Origin of the sequence: Pseudomonas mucoides, assembly GCF_015461845.1 — a bacterium.
Lineage (GTDB): Bacteria > Pseudomonadota > Gammaproteobacteria > Pseudomonadales > Pseudomonadaceae > Aquipseudomonas > Aquipseudomonas mucoides.
The window spans coordinates 124,058-141,898 of the sequence record NZ_JACOPW010000005.1 but is presented as its reverse complement, the minus strand read 5'-3'; the positions used below and the strand labels follow the sequence as shown (position 1 = coordinate 141,898).

The 17,841-nt window shown below is 59.0% G+C and carries 20 protein-coding genes; 10 read left to right on the top strand and 10 right to left on the bottom strand.

The annotated features are described in order from the left end of the window. Positions 1-408 (bottom strand): hypothetical protein, encoded by a 408-nt coding sequence (locus tag H8F22_RS21705; RefSeq protein ID WP_027923978.1) that lies wholly within the window; start codon positions 406-408, stop codon positions 1-3. A 134-nt stretch (positions 409-542) separates the two neighbouring features. Between H8F22_RS21705 and H8F22_RS21700 the strand changes: the two genes are divergently transcribed. Both H8F22_RS21700 and H8F22_RS21695 read left to right on the top strand, forming a co-directional pair. Further along, positions 543-977 (top strand): hypothetical protein, encoded by a 435-nt coding sequence (locus tag H8F22_RS21700; protein ID WP_027923977.1) that lies wholly within the window; start codon positions 543-545, stop codon positions 975-977. After that, entirely contained in the window at positions 977-1,381 is a 405-nt protein-coding gene (locus tag H8F22_RS21695) for an META domain-containing protein (RefSeq protein ID WP_027923976.1), read from the top strand. Before H8F22_RS21700 ends, H8F22_RS21695 begins: the two co-directional genes overlap by 1 nt. 73 nt (positions 1,382-1,454) lie before the next feature. Here the strand turns inward: H8F22_RS21695 and H8F22_RS21690 are convergent, their stop codons facing one another. Beyond that, on the bottom strand, positions 1,455-1,922 hold the full coding sequence (locus tag H8F22_RS21690) for a TlpA disulfide reductase family protein (protein ID WP_194940670.1): 468 nt from the start codon (positions 1,920-1,922) through the stop codon (positions 1,455-1,457). A gap of 114 nt (positions 1,923-2,036) precedes the next feature. On the opposite strand from H8F22_RS21690, the gene arsC reads away from it, so the two are divergent. Genes arsC through H8F22_RS21675 form a run of 3 tightly spaced genes read left to right on the top strand, consistent with a single transcriptional unit; the run spans position 2,037 to position 3,410 of the window. Continuing rightward, complete coding sequence (gene arsC, locus H8F22_RS21685; protein WP_027923974.1) at positions 2,037-2,390, top strand: arsenate reductase (glutaredoxin); 354 nt, start codon at positions 2,037-2,039, stop codon at positions 2,388-2,390. Beyond that, positions 2,387-2,983, top strand: a complete 597-nt coding sequence (wrbA, locus tag H8F22_RS21680; protein WP_027923973.1) for an NAD(P)H:quinone oxidoreductase — start codon at positions 2,387-2,389, stop codon at positions 2,981-2,983. The genes arsC and wrbA overlap by 4 nt, the downstream gene beginning before the upstream one ends. A gap of 1 nt (position 2,984) precedes the next feature. Further along, entirely contained in the window at positions 2,985-3,410 is a 426-nt protein-coding gene (locus tag H8F22_RS21675) for a DUF2069 domain-containing protein (protein WP_059182318.1), read from the top strand. Positions 3,411-3,509: 99 nt separating this feature from the next. Here H8F22_RS21675 and H8F22_RS21670 read toward each other — a convergent pair whose 3' ends face one another. Together H8F22_RS21670 and ttcA are read right to left on the bottom strand one after the other, a co-directional pair. Then, positions 3,510-4,184, bottom strand: a complete 675-nt coding sequence (locus tag H8F22_RS21670) for a DNA-3-methyladenine glycosylase I (protein WP_059182317.1) — start codon at positions 4,182-4,184, stop codon at positions 3,510-3,512. A gap of 130 nt (positions 4,185-4,314) precedes the next feature. Next, positions 4,315-5,139, bottom strand: a complete 825-nt coding sequence (gene ttcA, locus H8F22_RS21665; RefSeq protein WP_027923970.1) for a tRNA 2-thiocytidine(32) synthetase TtcA — start codon at positions 5,137-5,139, stop codon at positions 4,315-4,317. Between the two features lie 279 nt (positions 5,140-5,418). On the opposite strand from ttcA, the gene H8F22_RS21660 reads away from it, so the two are divergent. Both H8F22_RS21660 and H8F22_RS21655 read left to right on the top strand, forming a co-directional pair. After that, the gene (locus H8F22_RS21660) at positions 5,419-6,021 is read left to right on the top strand and encodes a Yip1 family protein (RefSeq protein ID WP_008029348.1); all 603 of its coding nucleotides are present in this window, start codon (positions 5,419-5,421) and stop codon (positions 6,019-6,021) included. A 149-nt stretch (positions 6,022-6,170) separates the two neighbouring features. Then, positions 6,171-6,665 (top strand): SprT family zinc-dependent metalloprotease, encoded by a 495-nt coding sequence (locus tag H8F22_RS21655; RefSeq protein ID WP_027923969.1) that lies wholly within the window; start codon positions 6,171-6,173, stop codon positions 6,663-6,665. Between the two features lie 55 nt (positions 6,666-6,720). Here H8F22_RS21655 and H8F22_RS21650 read toward each other — a convergent pair whose 3' ends face one another. Together H8F22_RS21650 and H8F22_RS21645 are read right to left on the bottom strand one after the other, a co-directional pair. After that, a complete protein-coding gene (locus H8F22_RS21650; RefSeq protein ID WP_194940669.1) occupies positions 6,721-7,902 on the bottom strand; it encodes a CaiB/BaiF CoA transferase family protein in 1,182 nt (393 codons plus the stop codon). Positions 7,903-8,046: 144 nt separating this feature from the next. Continuing rightward, positions 8,047-9,381 (bottom strand): dicarboxylate/amino acid:cation symporter, encoded by a 1,335-nt coding sequence (locus H8F22_RS21645; protein WP_027923967.1) that lies wholly within the window; start codon positions 9,379-9,381, stop codon positions 8,047-8,049. Positions 9,382-9,720: 339 nt separating this feature from the next. Here H8F22_RS21645 and H8F22_RS21640 point away from each other — a divergent pair, with 339 nt between their 5' ends. Continuing rightward, the gene (locus tag H8F22_RS21640; protein WP_027923966.1) at positions 9,721-10,719 is read left to right on the top strand and encodes an AraC family transcriptional regulator; all 999 of its coding nucleotides are present in this window, start codon (positions 9,721-9,723) and stop codon (positions 10,717-10,719) included. A 485-nt stretch (positions 10,720-11,204) separates the two neighbouring features. Here the strand turns inward: H8F22_RS21640 and H8F22_RS21635 are convergent, their stop codons facing one another. The 4 genes from H8F22_RS21635 to H8F22_RS21620 form a co-directional block, all read right to left on the bottom strand. Continuing rightward, complete coding sequence (locus tag H8F22_RS21635; RefSeq protein ID WP_194940668.1) at positions 11,205-13,250, bottom strand: hypothetical protein; 2,046 nt, start codon at positions 13,248-13,250, stop codon at positions 11,205-11,207. A 319-nt stretch (positions 13,251-13,569) separates the two neighbouring features. After that, positions 13,570-14,916, bottom strand: a complete 1,347-nt coding sequence (locus H8F22_RS21630) for an ATP-binding protein (protein WP_059182314.1) — start codon at positions 14,914-14,916, stop codon at positions 13,570-13,572. Next, positions 14,913-15,590, bottom strand: coding sequence for a response regulator transcription factor (locus tag H8F22_RS21625; RefSeq protein WP_027923963.1), 678 nt, complete (start codon positions 15,588-15,590; stop codon positions 14,913-14,915). The genes H8F22_RS21630 and H8F22_RS21625 overlap by 4 nt, the downstream gene beginning before the upstream one ends. Before the next feature lie 54 nt (positions 15,591-15,644). Next, positions 15,645-15,950, bottom strand: coding sequence for a hypothetical protein (locus tag H8F22_RS21620; RefSeq protein ID WP_059182313.1), 306 nt, complete (start codon positions 15,948-15,950; stop codon positions 15,645-15,647). 144 nt (positions 15,951-16,094) lie between these two features. Here H8F22_RS21620 and H8F22_RS21615 point away from each other — a divergent pair, with 144 nt between their 5' ends. Both H8F22_RS21615 and H8F22_RS21610 read left to right on the top strand, forming a co-directional pair. Beyond that, positions 16,095-16,886 (top strand): dienelactone hydrolase family protein, encoded by a 792-nt coding sequence (locus H8F22_RS21615; protein ID WP_194940667.1) that lies wholly within the window; start codon positions 16,095-16,097, stop codon positions 16,884-16,886. Between the two features lie 162 nt (positions 16,887-17,048). Continuing rightward, positions 17,049-17,774, top strand: coding sequence for a 4'-phosphopantetheinyl transferase family protein (locus H8F22_RS21610; RefSeq protein ID WP_218186578.1), 726 nt, complete (start codon positions 17,049-17,051; stop codon positions 17,772-17,774). Positions 17,775-17,841 lie beyond the last annotated feature (67 nt).

Sequence of the window (17,841 nt, the reverse complement as noted above, 5' to 3'; positions counted from 1 at the left end):
TCAGGCTTTGGACAACAGGATCATCAGGCCCAGCCAGCCGAAACCGAGCAAGCGCTGCCCCACGGAATGCCCGCGACGCAGCAGGAACCAGACAAAAAACGGCGGCAGGAAGAAAATCATCAGCTTCAGCCAGAGTTCTACCGGTCGCGTCCCGTTCAGCGTGGGTGTCGGAGCCGGTGCTGAAACGTCGGCTTCCACCTGGGTTTTTCGTTTGCGTCCGAACGCGGCTGGAGTCACCCGGGCCACTTTCTCATCTTCCGGCAAACGCCCGAAAGAAATCGGTGCCTGTACGGGCGCTACTGTCGAAGTGGCCGCTTGCACCGTTGCCGCCGGTGCACCGCAATGAATGCAAGCAGGCGCCGTAGAGCTGATGCTTTGCTTGCACTCATAACATTCGATTAACGCCATGTCCGTTCCCTAAAAGTGTAAAAGCGGCAGTGTGCCATGAGTCGACAGGTTTTTTGAACCTGATCGAAGGTCATCTCCCCGCCCCATGCTGCGTGCAGGCCCGTGATAGCATACCGCGCATATTTGGAGGACCCATGGTCGAACACGATTTCCGCTACACCCTGATGAGCCCGCAACACACCCTTACCGAATGCCGGGCCCTCGTGCCGGGGCGTTATCAAGTCACCGGCAACGGCGGCTCGATCCGGATTGGCGACGTGCTGGTAGTGACCCTCAAAGGCAGCAAGGACTTGTCCATGCGCCTGACCGTTGAAACGGTTCGCCACTTGATCAACCCGCCGGGCCAATGGGTCGCGGTGAGCAGTGGCCCGGTGTTCGGCGAGTTGGGGATCCACACCTGGGAAGTCAATTGCGACAGCTGCGCCAAAGCCTTGAGCTTTGAATTCGCGGTCGACGCCAAACTGGGCAACAAGGCTGAAAAACCGGCTGCTAATGCGCGGATTGCCGAATTGGGCTGGACCACCGTGGGTGAAAAACACCTGTGCCCGACATGCCAGGAGTCTGCGTGATGAAACGCCTCGCCCTGACCTCCCTGGTCGGTGCCAGCCTGCTGGGCTGCGCCGCCGAGCCGGTGCAACTGCAACAAAACCGTAGCTACATTCTGGAATGGATCGGCGAACGTCCGTTGATGGACTACAGCCACTTGACCATCACCCTCGGTGACGACGGCCGGGCCTACGGCAACGGCGGCTGCAACCATTGGTTCGCGCCCTACACTCTGGAAGGCGACAAGCTGAGCTTCGGCCAGATCGGCAGCACCCGCAAGTTGTGCGCGCCAGCAGTCATGGAGCAGGAAAAACGCTTCTTGCAGGCGCTGGAAGGCGTGCAGCGCTGGGACATTTCCCCGATCGAGCAGATGCGTTTCTGGCCGGCCGAAGGCAAGCCGTTGCGTTGGTGGCTTGAAGAGGGTTGATCGACGCACAGCAACCTATGTAGCAGCTGGCTGCGCCAGCTGCTACAAGTCGTGTTACGGCTTAACAGTCATCTCACTTGACCGCCTGCAACGCCTCAAGCTTTGCCATCACCCCCGCCGCCGTCTGCTCGCCCATCAGTTGTTCGCGAACCTTGCCCTTGTTATCGATGATGTACGTCACCGGCAACGCCTCGCTGCGTGGCAATTCAAAAAGATCGGCCGGGTCTGAAGCCAGGACCGTGAACTTGATCCCCAGTTTCTCGCTGGCGCTCTTCAGCTCTTCACCCTGCACGTTGTCGAAATTGACCCCGAACACGCCGATCTTCTTGTCCTTCAACTGATCGGCCAACGCGTTCAACTGTGGAATCTCGGTCCGGCAGGGGCCACACCATTCAGCCCAGTAATTAAGCACCAGCCATTTGCCATCCAGGCGATTGGCAGCAACCTTGTGACCGTCCTGGTCGATACCATAGTCATTGCCGCAGCCCCCCAGCATCAACGCCCCGATAATCGCCAATGCCGCTGCCAGTTGCCTTGTCATGTCGTAATCCTTGCTCAAAATTGAATGCGCCTGCGACCCATCGCCTCGCAAGGTTCTGGATTGCGCGCTGCACAGTTAGAATAGCCGCCACTTTACGCAAGAAGCGACCCGCACATGACCGATCTGACGCTTTATCACAACCCGCGCTGCTCGAAATCCCGCGGTGCGCTCGAACTGCTCGAGGCCCGTGGCCTGACCCCGACCGTGGTCCGCTACCTCGAAACTCCGCTGGACGCCGCGCAAATCCAGACCCTGCTGAGGAAACTCGGCCTCAGTGCCCGGCAACTGCTGCGCACCGGTGAGGACGAGTACAAAACCCTCAACCTGGCGGACAGCAGCCTGAGCGAAGCGCAATTGGTCGGCGCCATCGCGGCGCATCCGAAACTCATGGAGCGACCGATTCTCGAAGTCGGCGACAAAGCCGTCATCGGCCGTCCGCCAGAGCAAATCCTGGAGTTGCTGCCGTGAGCGCGCCGTACATTCTGGTGCTGTATTACAGCCGCAGCGGCTCGACCAATGAAATGGCCCGGCAAATTGCCCGTGGCGTCGAGCAGTCCGGGATGGAAGCGCGCCTGCGCACCGTGCCGGCGATCTCCACCGAATGTGAAGCGGTGTCGCCGGACATTCCGGACGAAGGCGCGCTGTACGCCAGCCTCGACGACCTGAAGAACTGCGCGGGCCTGGCCCTGGGCAGCCCGACCCGTTTCGGCAACATGGCCGCGCCACTCAAGTATTTCCTCGATGGCACCAGCAACCTGTGGCTGACCGGCGCGCTGGTGGGCAAGCCGGCTGGCGTGTTCACCTCCACGGCGAGCCTGCACGGCGGCCAGGAAACCACGCTGCTGTCGATGATGTTGCCGCTGCTGCACCACGGCATGCTGATCACCGGCTTGCCTTACAGCGAGTCGGCGCTGTTGGAAACCCGTGGCGGCGGCACGCCATACGGCGCCAGTCATCACGCCGGGGCCGACGGCAAAAGCGGTTTGAATGAACATGAAGTGGCGCTGTGCCGGGCCTTGGGCCTGCGGTTGGCGAAGACTGCGCAAAAGCTGGGGAACTGACGTGGCCAAGAAGCCGAAGATTCTGCCGTCCATTGAATGGCTCGAGCCGCGGGTCCGGGCGATGCGCGTCATCAGCCTGCTGTGCTTTTTCGGTCTGGTGGGGCTGTTGTGCGCCTACTATCTGGTGTTCGCCGACCTGCATGGCGCGCGGCCATGGGTGATTCTGCTGATCGAGCTGGTGCCTTTGTTGTTACTGGCACCCGGCATGATTATCGGCAGTGCCCGCGGGCATTCGTGGATGTGTTTTGTGGTGAACCTGTATTTCATCAAAGGCGCGTTGGCGGCGTATGACCCGAACCGGCAGCTGTTTGGGTTGCTGGAGATGGGGGCGAGCCTGGCAGTCTTTTGCTCGGCATTGTTGTATGTGCGGTGGCGGTTTCAGCTCAATCGCAAGCTTGCGGGCGAAGGTGAGATTAGCGTCGCCTGACAGACCGCTGTCGCGAGCGGGCCCACTCCTACACTGGATCTGTGGTGTTCACAAATCCCCTGCAGGAGTGAGCCTGCTCACGATGGGATCAACTCGGTCTTAATGATTGACGGTGTAAGCCAGCATCATCGAAATCTGGCTCATCGCCCGCCCGCCACTCTGTTCATGCCACTGGTTGAACACCTCCTGCACCAAGGCCAGATCGCGCAAACTGGTCGGCACCTTGTCGACGATCTTCTGCGCATTCAACGCCGCAACCACGTCGTAGCTCGGCACAAACGTGTCCTTGCCGACCATGCGCAAGAAACGCGGCGCCGACAGCCCGCCCAATTGATGGCCGCGTTTTTTAAGGTACGTCCACAGCCCGACGATATCCGTCACCGGCCAATCGGCAATCAGCGCACCAAAGCTGCCCTTCTCATGCGCGACGTCCAGAATGAACTGCGCGTTGCGCGGCACGCTTTTGAGCTTGCCCAGGTGGCGGATGATTCGCGCATCCTGCATCAAGCGTTCGAGGTGTTCGGCGCTCATCAGCACGACTTTCTCCGGGTCGAACTTGAAGAACACTTCTTCGAAAGCCGGCCACTTGGCGTCCACCAGGCTGTGCTTGAGGCCGGCGCGGAAGACCCGCAGGGCCATAGTCGAGAGGTAGCGGTCGTCGCTGATTTTGCGCAATTGTGCCGGGGTTTTCGGAACGGGCAGATGGGCTTCCAGTTCAGCTGCTGAACCGAAGCGGTTCAGACAGTATTCGTGCAGCCACTTGTAATCGCGCATGCCCTCTCCTGAGGTATTAAACGAAAAACCAAATGGGGGAGCGAGCCTGCTCGCGAAGAGGGAGCATCAGTCAACCTACTCGTTGAATGACACACCGCTTTCGCGAGCAGGCTCGCTCCCACAGTTTTAATCAGAGGTTGACCACGTTAACGAAGCGCGAAGCCGCCGTCTCGTCGATCTTGAGGCTGGTGAAATCAAACAGGTTGCGATCCGCCAGTTGAGACGGCTGCACATTTTGCAGACTGCGGAAAATGCTTTCGGTACGGCCCGGGGTCTTGCGTTCCCAGTCTTGCAGCATGTCCTTGACCACCTGACGTTGCAGGTTTTCCTGAGAACCACAGAGGTTGCACGGGATGATCGGGAATTGCTTGAAGTCCGAATAGGCCTGGATGTCTTTTTCGTTGCAGTAGGCCAGCGGACGGATCACCACGTTGCGCCCGTCGTCGGCGCGCAGTTTTGGCGGCATGGCCTTGAGCGAACCGTTGAAGAACATGTTGAGGAAGAACGTCTCGACGATGTCGTCACGGTGATGACCGAGGGCCATTTTGGTCGCGCCGATTTCGTCGGCAAAGGTGTACAGCGTGCCGCGACGCAGCCGCGAGCACAGCGAGCAGGTGGTCTTGCCCTCCGGGATCAGCTCCTTGACCACCGAGTAGGTGTCTTTCTCGACGATGTGGTACTCGATGCCCAGTTCCTTGAGGTAGGCCGGCAGCACGTGCTCCGGGAACCCTGGCTGCTTCTGGTCCATGTTCACGGCCACGATCTCGAACTTGATCGGGGCGACCTTCTGCAAGTGCATCAGCACGTCGAGCATGGTGTAGCTGTCCTTGCCACCGGACAGGCAGACCATGACCTTGTCGCCGTCTTCAATCATGTTGAAATCGGCAACAGCCTCACCGGCCTGACGGCGAAGGCGCTTTTGCAGTTTGTTCTGGTTAACCGTGAGAGTGCCCATGACGCGAATCCGTGAGGTGTGACGAAAGGCCGGCATTTTACGCAAAAACTTCGCTCTTGTGGCGAGCGCCCCACATGGACTTATGTCGACAGACCCGTCGGCGATTAACAGTGATCTTTACAGCGCGATTTGCTCTAAGCCCCTATCACCTGTACGGGTAAGTCCTTTCTATACTGCGACATAAGGTCGCATTCAAATCCAGACCTTTACTTACGTGGCCACTTTGGCCTGTAGGCGCTCCACTGGGGGGCGACGGTAAAAACAAGAGGAGTGACTGGCATGATCCATCACGTAGTGGGGCTTTTCACCCACCCCGACCAGGAATGGAAAGAAATCCGTGGCGACCAAGAGGAAAGCATCAGCCACATGTACCTGACTCACACGCTGATTCTGGCGGCGATCCCCGCCGTGTCCGCGTTTATCGGCACCACGCAGGTCGGCTGGGTAATCGGCAGCCGCGCACCCGTGATGCTGACGCAGGAAAGCGCGCTATGGATGACGATCATGTCTTACGTGGCGATGCTCGGCGGTGTTGCAGTCATGGGGGCGTTCATCCACTGGATGGCTCGCACCTATGACGCCAACCCGAGCCTGGCCCGTTGCGTTGCGTTTGCAACCTACACCGCAACCCCGCTGTTCATCGGCGGTCTGGCGGCGCTGTACCCACACATGTGGCTGGGGATGATCGTCGGGACGGCGGCCATCTGCTACACGGTGTACCTGCTGTACGTGGGGCTACCCACTTTCATGAACATTCCATCAGACGAGGGGTTCCTGTTTTCAAGTTCGGTGCTTGCGGTAGGCCTGGTGGTGTTGGTTGCCATCATGGCGTTCACAGTCATTGTCTGGGGACTCGGCGTGGGGCCGGTCTATACGAACTAATGGTTCTTTCCACCCAAAAACAAGATCTGCCAATACAGGCCGCCGCAAGGCGGCCTTCTAATGCCGGGGGCGACGACCATTCGGCGCCTCGGCGATTCGCAAGACTCCAGGGTTGCGGCATACTCGACGTCTCTGGAGATCCATCAAGCATGCCCGAGCAACTCAATACCCGCGTCGAAGACTGTTACCAACTGGCCGAATCCTTTTTCAAACGAACGTTCAAACGCCCCGTGGTGAGCCTCAAGCTGCGCGGTCAAAAAGCCGGTGTCGCGCATTTGCACGAGAACCTGCTGCGCTTCAATCCGCAGCTGTACCGGGAAAACACCGAAGACTTCCTCAAGCAAACCGTGGCCCACGAGGTCGCGCACCTGATCGCTCATCAACTGTTTGGCGACCGCATCCAGCCGCACGGTGAAGAGTGGCAGCTGATCATGCGCGGCGTGTACGAACTGCCGCCCAATCGCTGCCACACCTACGACGTCAAACGCCGCAGCGTGACGCGCTATATCTACAAATGCCCGTGTGCAGACAGCGATTTCCCGTTTTCAGCGCAGCGCCATGGTCTGGTGCGACAGGGCCGGCGGTATTTGTGCCGGCGGTGCCGGAGCACGTTGGTGTTCAGTGGGGAGATGCGGGTCGAGTAACCGCACGATCGTTCCCACGCTCCGCGTGGAACGATCAATGGGGCCCTGTCAGCCGCTAGATAACCACCTTGGCACGCCGCAATTCTTCGATCCGCTGCGCACTAAACCCCAACTCCCCCAACACCTGATCCGTATGCTGCCCCAGCGCCGCGCCGATATACCGTGGCTCAGGCAAACCGTCCGAAAACTTCAACGGACATGCCATCTGCGCCTGCGTAGAACCATCCCCTCGCGGAACCTCGGTCACCAAACCCCGCGCCTTCAGCTGCGGATGCGCAATCGCCTCGCCCAGATTCAACACCGGCTCGACACACGCATCCAGCTCAGCAAACAAGCCGCACAACTCGCCGAAATCATGTTTCTCGAATTCAGTCTTCAACGCGTCCTTGAGCTTTTTCTGGTCCGCAGGCTTTGGCGACAACCCCAGGGATGACAACTCCTCCAGCCCCAGCGCCGTACACAGTTGCTTCATAAACGCGGGCTCCAGGCTGCCCACTGAAAACCAGCGTCCATCCCGTGAACGGTAATAGTCATAGAAGCTGCCGCCATTGAGCATCTGGTTTTCCCGGCGCGGCTCCACGCCACAGGCCAGGTACCCGGCGCCGGCCATGGCGTTCAGGCTGAACGCACAATCGGTCATGCTCACGTCCAGGTGCTGGCCCTGCCCGGTCTGCTGCCGGGCGATGACCGCCGCGAGCAGGCCGATGACCCCGTGCAGCGAGCCCCCGGCGACATCCGCCACTTGCATGCCCAACGGCAGCGGCCCGCTGTCGGCGCGGCCGGTGTAGCTGGCCAGTCCCGCCAGCGCCAGGTAGTTGATGTCGTGGCCGGCGCGGTCTTTGTAGGGGCCGGTCTGGCCATAACCGGTAATCGATACGTAGATCAGCTTGGGATTGATCGCCTTCAAGGCTTCATAACCCAGGCCCAGGCGTTCCATCACACCGGGACGGAACTGCTCCAGCACGATGTCATAGTCGGTCAGCAACTGCTTGATCACCTCCAGTGCTTCGGGGTGCTTGAGGTCCAGCGCCAGGCTGCGCTTGTTGCGATTGAGGTAGGCGTGACTCGCGGACACGCCCTGATCATGCGGCGGCAACACCCGCAGCAGATCCATGCGCGTCGGTGATTCGATGCGCAACACCTCGGCGCCCATGTCCGCCAGCAACAACGAGGCAAACGGCCCCGGCAACAGTGTCGAAAAATCCAGAACCTTGAGTGATGCCAATGGCCCGAGCATGAGCGATCTCCGTGAACGATACCTCCAGCCTAGGCAGCCGATCGGATTGCAGCAATCACCCGAAGTGTCAGCAAAGGTGACCGTTACGCTCAAATCACGGGCAAGAAAAAACCCGCCGAAGCGGGTTTTTCATTGCAACGCGTGTTACTTGACGTTGCTTGGGGTTGGGCCTTCGGCCACGCCCAGGTCGTCTTCTACGCGCTCGTCGGAGATGCCGCGACCGCCAGAAGCCAGTTCTGCGTGCATCACGTCAACGTCCAGCTCCTTGACCCACTTGGCCACGACCAGGGTGGCAACGGCGTTACCCACCAGGTTGGTCAGGGCGCGGGCTTCGGACATGAAGCGGTCGATACCGAGAATCAGCGCCAGGCCGGCAACCGGCAAGTGGCCGACGGCGGACAAGGTAGCCGCCAACACGATGAAACCACTACCGGTCACGCCAGCAGCGCCTTTGGAGGACAGCAGCAACACCACCAACAGAGTGATCTGGTGAGTGATGTCCATGTGGGTGTCGGTCGCCTGAGCGATGAACACGGCCGCCATGGTCAGGTAGATCGCGGTGCCGTCGAGGTTGAACGAGTAACCCGTCGGGATCACCAGACCCACGACGGATTTCTGCGCGCCCAGACGTTCCATTTTGATCAGCATGCGTGGCAGTACCGATTCCGAAGAAGAAGTACCCAACACGATCAGCAGTTCTTCACGGATGTAGCGAATGACTTTGAGAATGCTGAAGCCATGAGCGCGAGCGATACCGCCCAGCACAACCAGTACGAACACGAGGCACGTGATGTAGAAGCACGCCATCAACTGACCCAGCTGCACCAGCGAGCCGACACCGTAGGCGCCGATGGTGAACGCCATGGCGCCGAAGGCACCCAGTGGCGCGAGCTTCATGATCATGTTGATGATGTTGAACATCACGTGGGCGAAGCGATCGATGAAATCGAGCAGCGGTCGGCCGTAGGAGCCCAGGCGATGCAGGGCGAAACCGAAGATCACCGAGAACATCAGCACCTGCAGGATATCGCCGGTGGCGAACGCGCCGAAGATGGTGTTCGGGATCACGTTCAGCAGGAAGCCAACCACGCTTTGATCAGCGCCGGCGGCCACGTACTGCGCCACTTTGGAGGCATCCAGCGTGGTCACGTCGATGTGCATGCCGTTGCCCGGCTGGACGATGTTGACCACCACCAGACCGACCAGCAAAGCGATGGTCGACACGATTTCAAAATACAGCAGCGCGTAACCGCCGGTCTTGCCGACCGATTTCATGTCCTGCATGCCGGCGATACCGCTGACCACGGTGCAGAAGATGATCGGGGCGATGATCATTTTGATCAGTTTGATGAACCCGTCACCCAGCGGCTTGAGGGCCACACCGGCCTGCGGATAGAAGTGACCGATCAAAATACCGATGATGATGGCAACGATCACCTGGAAATACAGGGATTTATACAGTGGCTGACGAGTCGTCATTGCAAAGTTCCTCAAGAGTGCCCGGTGACAACATCCACCTGTTGTCCCTGACACCTGAATTGCGAACCCTCCTGCTTCTGGAGGGATTTGTTTTTCGAGCTGCGCGACGGCAGGCATCTGCTCGTTGTATCGCAAGGCCCGTGCCACCTTCGCCGAAATCCCGGCAAGCCTTTTGACATCAAGGGCTGCAGGTTTTTCTTCGTCACCGAGCGGTGACACAGATGTGGCGGATTTCCGCCCATCTATCCAACCTCGTCCGGCAATTTGGCGGATATCCGCCTTGTTCGTCGGCGGTCAGCGCGGCTACCATCCGTCGTTCAATGGACGGACCTGCCTCCTATGCGCGAACGCACCATCGCCAGTCATTTCGCCCGTGCCGTCCTCGGTGGCGCGCGCCGGCTGGGTTATGACTATTCAGACCTGTTGCAGCAACTGGGCATCAGTCCCGAGCTGCTGGACGAACCGCGGGCGCGTATCGCACCGGAGCAGTTCACCCGTTTGATCCAGGGTCTGTGGCTGGCACTGGACGACGAATACCTCGGATTCGGGCCGGTCCCGAGTAAAACCGGGAGCTTCGCCATGATGTGCCACGCCGTGATCCACTGCCGCAATCTGGAAAAGGCACTGCATCGCGGCTTATTGTTTTATAGCTTATTCCCCGACGGTCCGCGCCTGACCCTGGCCCACGAAGGCGAAATGATCCGCCTGAGCCTCGACGATTCGAAGTTCCAGGACCCGGACCATTTCCTCACCGAAAGCCAGTTGATGGTGTGGCACCGCCTCGGCAGCTGGCTGATCGGCCAGCGCATGCGTTTGGAACAAGTGACGTTCAGTTACCCAAGGCCCGAACACGGCGCCGAATACGATTTGCTGTTCCCCTGCCCGATGGTGTTTTCCTCCGCGCAGAGCAGCCTGCTGTTTCACAGTCGTTACCTGAACATGCCGCTGTTGCAGGACGAACGCACCCTCAAGCATTTCCTCGAACACTCCCCCGCCGACCTGCTGTCGCGCCCGGATGACGGCGACAGCCTGAGCAGCCAATTGCGCCGTTTGCTGAGCCGCGACAGCGCTCGCTGGCCGGACCTGGAAGCGGTGGCCGCGCACATGCACATCAGCCCGCAGACCTTGCGTCGGCATTTGCGCGAGGAAGGCACGAGTTTTCAGGAATTGAAGGATCAACTGAGGCGCGATATTGCGATTTATCATTTGGGGCGCGCGGATTTGTCGTTGCAGCAGATTGCTGAACAGTTGGGGTTTTCCGAGCCTTCGGCGTTTCATCGGGCGTTCAAGAAGTGGACCGGGTTGACGCCAGGGGCTTATCGCGCGCAGGAGAATTGATTTTTTGTATTGAATCTACGGGCCCCTTCGCGAGCAGGCTCACTCCTACAGGGATCTTCAGTGAACACACTATTTGTGTGCAACCGAGATCAAATGTAGGAGTGAGCCTGCTCGCGATGAACGATAACGCGGTCTACCAGACTGAACGCCTACGGCGGATCAAGCCTGTCCAGCATCCGGTTCACCGCCGGCTCCCCAGCCTCACAACCTGCAATCCCCAGTACCGTGTTGCGCGGTGTCCCCACCACCTCTTGAACGCAGTGAAGCTGCGTGGTTGGTTGAACCCCAAACGATAGAACCCACGCCCCAGGCGCACGAGCCGGCGGATTCTGGCGTAGTCGTAGGCAGCGCCGCAAGGATGTGTAGCCTGAGTGAGTATCTGGAGATGCCTTTTAAACACCTCTGTTTATGGCTTGATCAGATACCCGCAGGAAGGCAGGGACGAACACATAAATTCGTCCCTTTTTCCCTCGAGTCTTTCTCTATCAATAGTTCAACGGAATAATCGCAAATGCTTTGGCGCTGGTAACATACGGCACCCCGTTTGCAGGTGCGTTGACGGGCAGTGTACTTATGATGGGAATAGATCGCTGTGTTGACCCGTCCGGGCGGAACCATTCTGTAATACAAGTAATCCAGCTCCGGTTCAAATTATCGACCCGAATTGTCGACATCCATCCTCTTCTAACATACCCGTCACTTCCCGCTTGAATCATCGGTGGATAGTCAGGAAGGTTATCCACCTTATATTTGTCGTACCGGATACTCATAGGGGAAATAAACGTGTTTAGCCAAATTGCATCCCCTGTCTGACCTTGCTCTCGAGCCCAAGCCTCTGCCTGCCGGGGCGTCAGCATTGTGGCGCTGAATACCACTTGATAGACATTAGAGACTGTTACCGGGTACCTGCCGGTGCTGCCGTTAGCGTCTTCAACTTCAATATAGGTACTCCCATTCATTCGCCCTGTAACGCTTCCTTCCTGGGAGACAAACGCAATATTCGGATTGCCCGACTTATAAGTTATCGGCAGTTGCCCCGTCGTCGGCCGGCGCGTTGCGTTGTTATTGTTGATGGGGTCACCCGTTTCACTCCACCCACTCACATAGAGCGCCAAACCGTTCAGCAGCATTACCGAGGGGTCGATATCCAAGGGGCGAGCAACAATAAAATCCCGCGACGGAGTAGATTCCGGCTCACTTCCGTATAACGCTTTGGCCGTGAAGCTTTGAGGACCTACCGCCAGGGTGGCAGGAGCGGTCCAGCTGCCGTCAGTTTGACTGGTTGGAACGGGCGCCCCTATAGCGGCGTTCATATTGAGGATCTGGACCGACCGGCCTTTGCTTGCATTGCCTTCCAGGGTCACGTTCATATCAGTGATCGTTTCACCCGGAAGAATTTCCCTCCCCCCGGAGTCTCTTATCGAGGTGATGGTTGGCCTTTCATCCACTACCGGCTCACCAATCACCTGCGCCGTGGCAGGCGTCGAGGTAGCGACGACCGCACCGCCCCGGACCAACTGATACACCACCTTCACGGTGCTATTGGCGATGATCTTGCTGTTTGGAATACTCCCCACAAACTGACTCGGTATGTGTGTGACTGGCGAAGTTTCTTCGTGAGTCGCAACGACGTTGCCATTCAACTCGGCGGTAAAAACCAGTTTGATCGAATCGCCCACTTTCCAGATCGTTTCAATAAGGTGGATCAACGCCGATAACGGATTACCGTTCAACTTGGCGAGGTCCACAGTGTTGGGATCGTCATTGTTCTCGGTCGGGATTTCTCGCAGGATTGCCATCGCCAGTGTTAGCCGATTGAGATGAACATCGGCAGTCACAATATCCGACCAGGTAGGTGGCCCGTTAGGGTTGTTCAGGAAGTCGACAACCCTGAACTTGAACTCAAAATCTGAATCGTCTCCCCCCTCTATCAGTGTCTGCCGGGGGATCGGGATGACGATGTTTTGCGGTGGAGCAGAGTCAGGTGGCTCGCTGTCTGGCAGCAGTTGGTAGCGCACAAGAACACCGTTGCAATCGACAAAAATACGGTCATACCACTGGATATTTTTGTAGGTTACGGTAACCGTTACGCTATCTGCCTCGTCGGCACCGATACTCTGATGACTGACGTTAATGGCCAATACAGGCGGGGTGTCACCCGGAGGGGAGCTGCGGTAGAGCAGTTTGAGTGGCTGGGTCAACTCCGTATTGCCTGAAGTACGCCGGACTCGAATGTTCAGTTCATTGTTGCCTTTCTGAAAATAATCAGGAGGAACGGTCAGCGAAATATCCTTTTCCTCCTCTCCCTCGGCGACGATCGTCTGGTCCACATCATCTCCATTCAGAACAAGTGTCAGCACGTCTTTTTCCGCCTGCCCGATGTAAGCCAGTGAAAAGACCATAAAACCGGCTCTGACATGAGCAATGGAGGCACCGCCGTGTGCATTTTCATCAGGCGGATACAGCTCGATCATCTTGGGGGCGAAAGGTAGCGACAAGTCAAATACTTGAATCGTGCGTTCGTTGCTCATTGCAAACTCCAGGTCCGATTTTCAGCAGGGCTGGTGTTATATGGCACGAACTTATCATGGGACGGCTACTGTCAAATCTGACAGTAGCGACGGGTGGCTGCGATCTAAAAATCAAACGGTCGCTGGTGAGTGTCTGGCGATGTGTTCAAAACATCAGTTGTTTCATCGCCAAGGCTGGCCCCATCGCGAGCGGGCTCACGCCCACACTTGGTCTCAAGTGCCCACAAAAAGTGGGTTCACCGAAAGTCCCTTGCGGGAGCGAGTCGGCTCCGGGGAGCTATCCGACTAAGATGCCCAAAAGAACACCACCCACTTGCGGTCAAACCACCGGAAAATGAATCCGGAACGCCGCCCCGCCCATCGGCGAATCCCCCAGCGTCAGCTTCGCGCTGTAGCTCTCGATAATGTCCTTCACCACCGCAAGTCCAATCCCCTGCCCCGGATGCTGGCGATCCAGCCGCTCGCCCCGTTGAAGAATCCGCGCGCGCTGATCTGCCGGCACACCCGGCCCATCATCCTCGACACACAACTCCACCCCGCTCAGGGTTTCACGCACGCTGATGCGCACTTCACCCAGGCACAGCCGATAAGCGTTTTCCAGCAGGTTGCCCATCATTTCCAGCAAGGCGCCCTGCTCAATCGGTATGTAACACGGTTGCGGCAGATCAAACGCCACACGCACGCGTTTGTCGCGGTAGACCTTGTCCAGCGTGTCGCACAGGCTTTGCAACACCGGTTGCAGGCGCACCTGGTGGCGCACCAGACCGCTTTTGCGCAGGCTCGCGCGTTGCAGTTGATAGCTGATTTGTTGGCTCATGCGCTCGATCTGGGTTTGCAACACCCAGGCCTGCTCGCGGTTTTCCGGGCGCTGGGCCATGTCTTCGCTGACGCCTTGCAACACGGTCAGCGGGGTTTTAAGGCTGTGGGCGAGGTCGTCGAGGGAGTCGCGGTAACGACTGCGCTGCTCACGCTCGCTGTGCAGCAAGCGGTTGAGGGAGCCGGTCAGGCGCAGCAGTTCGCGCGGGTGTTGTTCGCTGAGGCTTTCGAGGGTGCCGCTTTCGATTTCGTCGAGTTCCTGGCTAAGCCGGCGCAACGCCTGCAACCCCCAGGTCAGGCCGATCCACAGCAACGACAGCAACACCAGCAAGGCTGCGCCGAAACCGAGGTATAGGTTTTCGCGCAGGCCTTCGAGGGTGTTTTCGTACTCGCGCACCGGTTGCAGCGTGACGATGCTGAACGCCGCGCTTTTGCCGCCGAGCAACTTGACCTCGACGTCATAAACGAAGAATTCCTGCCCATTGGCCTCACGAATCCGCGCGAACTCGTTGCCGCGTCCGTCGTAACGCGGCTTGTAGTTGATCAGCTCTTGCCCGGTGGCCTTCGACCGCCAGACCAGGTGACCTTCGCGGTCGAAGATGTAGCCGAGCAAACGGCTGTCGGTCAGGTTGAAGCGCTCATCGGGCAATTGCGCCGGCATTTGCAGGGAGTTGTTTTCCACCCGAGCGGCGGAGATCAGCGTGGTGACGTCCGAGGCCAGGCGTTGCTCGATCGAGTCCTGCAACGCCAGGCTGAACGCGCCCTGCATCGCCGGCAGCAACGCCAACATGAACAACACCGCCAACAGCGTGGCGGCGAGCATCAAGCGAACGCGAAGGGAACGAATCAAGTGCAGCGCTCATTGAACAGGTAACCGAGGCCGCGCACGGTATCGATCGGTTTGAACCCGGCCGGGCCTTCGAGTTTGCGGCGCAGACGGCCGACCAGGACTTCAATGACGTTCGGATCGCGCTCGTCGTCATCGGGGTAGAGCTGCTCCATCAAGCGGTCCTTGGCCACCACTTGCTGGTGATGACGCATGAGGTATTCGAGGATCCGGTACTCATACGCCGTCAGCGCCAGCGGTTGTTCATCGAGGGACGCTTGCTTGCGATTGAGGTCCAGCAACAACGGCCCGGCGACGATGGTCGACTGGGTGAAACCGCTGGAGCGACGCAGCAAGGCATTCAGCCGCGCGTCGAGTTCTTCGAACTGGAACGGCTTGACCACATAATCGTCGGCGCCGGCGGCGAGGCCCTCGACCTTGTCCTGCCAGTTGCCGCGCGCGGTGAGGATCAGGATCGGAAAGGTCTTGCCCTGCGTGCGCAATTGACGGATCAAGTCGAGCCCGCCCATGCCCGGCAGGCCGAGGTCGATCACCGCCAGGTCAAAATTGAACTGTCCGGTCTGGTACAGCGCCTCTTCGGCATTGGCCACGGATTCGACCACGTGGCCGCTCTCCGTCAGGCGGGTTTGCAGGTGATGGCGCAACAGCGCTTCATCTTCGACGACCAGCAGTTTCATAACGCTCTCCCGGGCAAAACAACATCTCCAATGGCACAACGGCGCATCCAACGGTCAGGACAGATCATAGCGGCCCATCAGGTCTTGCTGATTGAGTTTAATGCCATTGTGCGAGACCGACACGTTGGCGTAACCGGCGCGGTAGTCGGCCGGGGTTGTGGGGTGGCCCAAATGCGCATTCCAGGGACTGTCATGGCCCACGGTACTGACCGTGCTGAAGCTGTTCAGTGTGAGGGATCTTTTGACCTTCTCGTTGGTCTTCCCAAGAGCAAGGCTGGCTATGATGTCATCGGAGGCAAGCGCGGCGGTGCTGGCGCTCAGAACGGTGAAAGCCAGAATCAGGTTTTTAAAGCCAGTCATTAGGGAATGTCCTCATGCGCAGGTGCTTTGGGTACGGAGCTACCTTACTGGCGCGCCCCTGAACTGCCCCTGAACGCAGACTGAACCTGAGCTGAACCAGATTGACCCGGCTGTTTTGATGACTCACTTGCAGGAGATCCGACCATGCGCGTATTCCTCGCCCTCTGTTTGCTGGTGTTGAGCGGGCTGACTCAAGCCGCCATCAAGACTCAGGAAATCCCCTATCAAAGTGCCGACGGCACAAAAATGATCGGCTATTACGCCTACGACGACGCCATCAAGGGGCCGCGCCCCGGCGTGGTGGTGGTGCATGAGTTCTGGGGCCTGAATGATTACGCCAAGCGCCGCGCCCGTGACCTCGCCGGCCTGGGCTACAGCGCGCTGGCCATCGACATGTATGGCGGCGGCAAGAACACCGAGCATCCGAAGGATGCGATGGCGTTCATGCAGGCAGTGCTGAAAGACAGCTCGGCGGCCGCCGTGCGTTTTCAGGCCGGGCTTGACCTGTTGAAGCAACAACCGCAAACCGACCCGAATAAAGTCGCGGCGATGGGTTACTGCTTCGGCGGTGGTGTGGTGCTGAACGCGGCGCGCCAGGGTGCCCCGCTGCTGGGAGTGGTGAGTTTCCACGGCGCGCTGGCAACCAATACGCCAGCAACCCCTGGCCGTGTGAAGGCGAAAATCCTGGTGGAACATGGAGCGCTGGACAGTATGGTCACGCCGGATGCCGTGGCGACGTTCAAGGCTGAAATGGACAAGGCAGGCGCCGACTATACATTCGTCAGCCTGGAGGGCGCCAAGCACGGGTTCAGCAATCCGGACGCGGACCGGTTGAGCCATGGCGATCATGGTGGACCGGATATCGGGTACAACAAAGCGGCGGATGAGCGTTCGTGGGCGGATATGCGGGCGTTTTTCAAAAAGATATTTGGTTAGTCAGGTGGACCGCGGCGCGGCTATCGCGAGCGAGCTCACTCCCACAGGGATCTATGTCGCTACGCAGATCCGGTGCGGGAGCGAGCTCGCTCGCGATGGCCGCGCCGCCCATCCAGACCTTTGCACTACCCAGCCCGCGAGCAACCCGGCAAAATGCCCGCCATGAATCCCGCCCCCGCCCTTCCCGTCTGCTGCACCCCACTCGACGCCCATTGGCCGCTGCCGTTGGTGCTGCCCGATACGGCGTTGCTGAGTACCCACTTCGACAGTTCGCAACTGGCCAGCGATGATTTCCGGCGTAGCGCCATCGAGCCGCCGGCAAGCATTCAGCGCTCGGTCGCCAAGCGCCAGGCCGAGTTTCTCGCCGGACGGGTGTGCGCCAGGGCCGCGCTGCAACAATTGGATGGCCTGAGTTTTATCCCGGCCATCGGCGAAGACCGGGCGCCAGTGTGGCCCGCGCACATCGCCGGTTCAATCACCCACAGCACCGGCCGGGCAGCGGCCATTGTCGCGAGGAAAACCGATTGGCGCGGGTTGGGGATGGACCTGGAAAACCTGCTCAACCCGGAACGGGCCGAGCGCCTGGCCGGGGAAATCCTCACGCCGCCGGAGTTGCAACGCATGACGGCCGGTCGTCGCGATGATCTGGCGCTGCTGGTGACGCTGACGTTTTCGGTGAAGGAAAGTCTGTTCAAGGCGCTGTACCCGATTGTTCAGCAGCGCTTTTATTTTGAACATGCCGAGGTGCTGGAATGGACCGAGGCCGGTGAAGTGCGGTTGCGGTTGCTGACGGATTTGTCTGGCGAGTGGCGCAATGGCACGGAGCTGGAGGCGCAGTTTGGGTTGATGGATGGGCAGTTGTTGAGTCTGGTCAGTATCAAGGCTTGAAGATTTTTAGCGCTTGTACTGGCCTCATCGCGCGCAAGCTCGCTCCCACAGGGATTTATGTCACTAC

What these genes read in the sequence shown, in the direction of transcription:
- H8F22_RS21705 (WP_027923978.1), bottom strand. Translation starts at nt 408, where the DNA reads ATGGCGTTAATCGAATGTTATGAGTGCAAGCAAAGCATCAGCTCTACG.
- H8F22_RS21700 (WP_027923977.1), top strand. Translation starts at nt 543, where the DNA reads ATGGTCGAACACGATTTCCGCTACACCCTGATGAGCCCGCAACACACC.
- H8F22_RS21695 (WP_027923976.1), top strand. Translation starts at nt 977, where the DNA reads ATGAAACGCCTCGCCCTGACCTCCCTGGTCGGTGCCAGCCTGCTGGGC.
- H8F22_RS21690 (WP_194940670.1), bottom strand. Translation starts at nt 1,922, where the DNA reads ATGACAAGGCAACTGGCAGCGGCATTGGCGATTATCGGGGCGTTGATG.
- arsC (WP_027923974.1), top strand. Translation starts at nt 2,037, where the DNA reads ATGACCGATCTGACGCTTTATCACAACCCGCGCTGCTCGAAATCCCGC.
- H8F22_RS21670 (WP_059182317.1), bottom strand. Translation starts at nt 4,184, where the DNA reads ATGCGCGATTACAAGTGGCTGCACGAATACTGTCTGAACCGCTTCGGT.
- ttcA (WP_027923970.1), bottom strand. Translation starts at nt 5,139, where the DNA reads ATGGGCACTCTCACGGTTAACCAGAACAAACTGCAAAAGCGCCTTCGC.
- H8F22_RS21660 (WP_008029348.1), top strand. Translation starts at nt 5,419, where the DNA reads ATGATCCATCACGTAGTGGGGCTTTTCACCCACCCCGACCAGGAATGG.
- H8F22_RS21655 (WP_027923969.1), top strand. Translation starts at nt 6,171, where the DNA reads ATGCCCGAGCAACTCAATACCCGCGTCGAAGACTGTTACCAACTGGCC.
- H8F22_RS21650 (WP_194940669.1), bottom strand. Translation starts at nt 7,902, where the DNA reads ATGCTCGGGCCATTGGCATCACTCAAGGTTCTGGATTTTTCGACACTG.
- H8F22_RS21645 (WP_027923967.1), bottom strand. Translation starts at nt 9,381, where the DNA reads ATGACGACTCGTCAGCCACTGTATAAATCCCTGTATTTCCAGGTGATC.
- H8F22_RS21640 (WP_027923966.1), top strand. Translation starts at nt 9,721, where the DNA reads ATGCGCGAACGCACCATCGCCAGTCATTTCGCCCGTGCCGTCCTCGGT.
- H8F22_RS21635 (WP_194940668.1), bottom strand. Translation starts at nt 13,250, where the DNA reads ATGAGCAACGAACGCACGATTCAAGTATTTGACTTGTCGCTACCTTTC.
- H8F22_RS21625 (WP_027923963.1), bottom strand. Translation starts at nt 15,590, where the DNA reads ATGAAACTGCTGGTCGTCGAAGATGAAGCGCTGTTGCGCCATCACCTG.
- H8F22_RS21620 (WP_059182313.1), bottom strand. Translation starts at nt 15,950, where the DNA reads ATGACTGGCTTTAAAAACCTGATTCTGGCTTTCACCGTTCTGAGCGCC.
- H8F22_RS21615 (WP_194940667.1), top strand. Translation starts at nt 16,095, where the DNA reads ATGCGCGTATTCCTCGCCCTCTGTTTGCTGGTGTTGAGCGGGCTGACT.
- H8F22_RS21610 (WP_218186578.1), top strand. Translation starts at nt 17,049, where the DNA reads ATGAATCCCGCCCCCGCCCTTCCCGTCTGCTGCACCCCACTCGACGCC.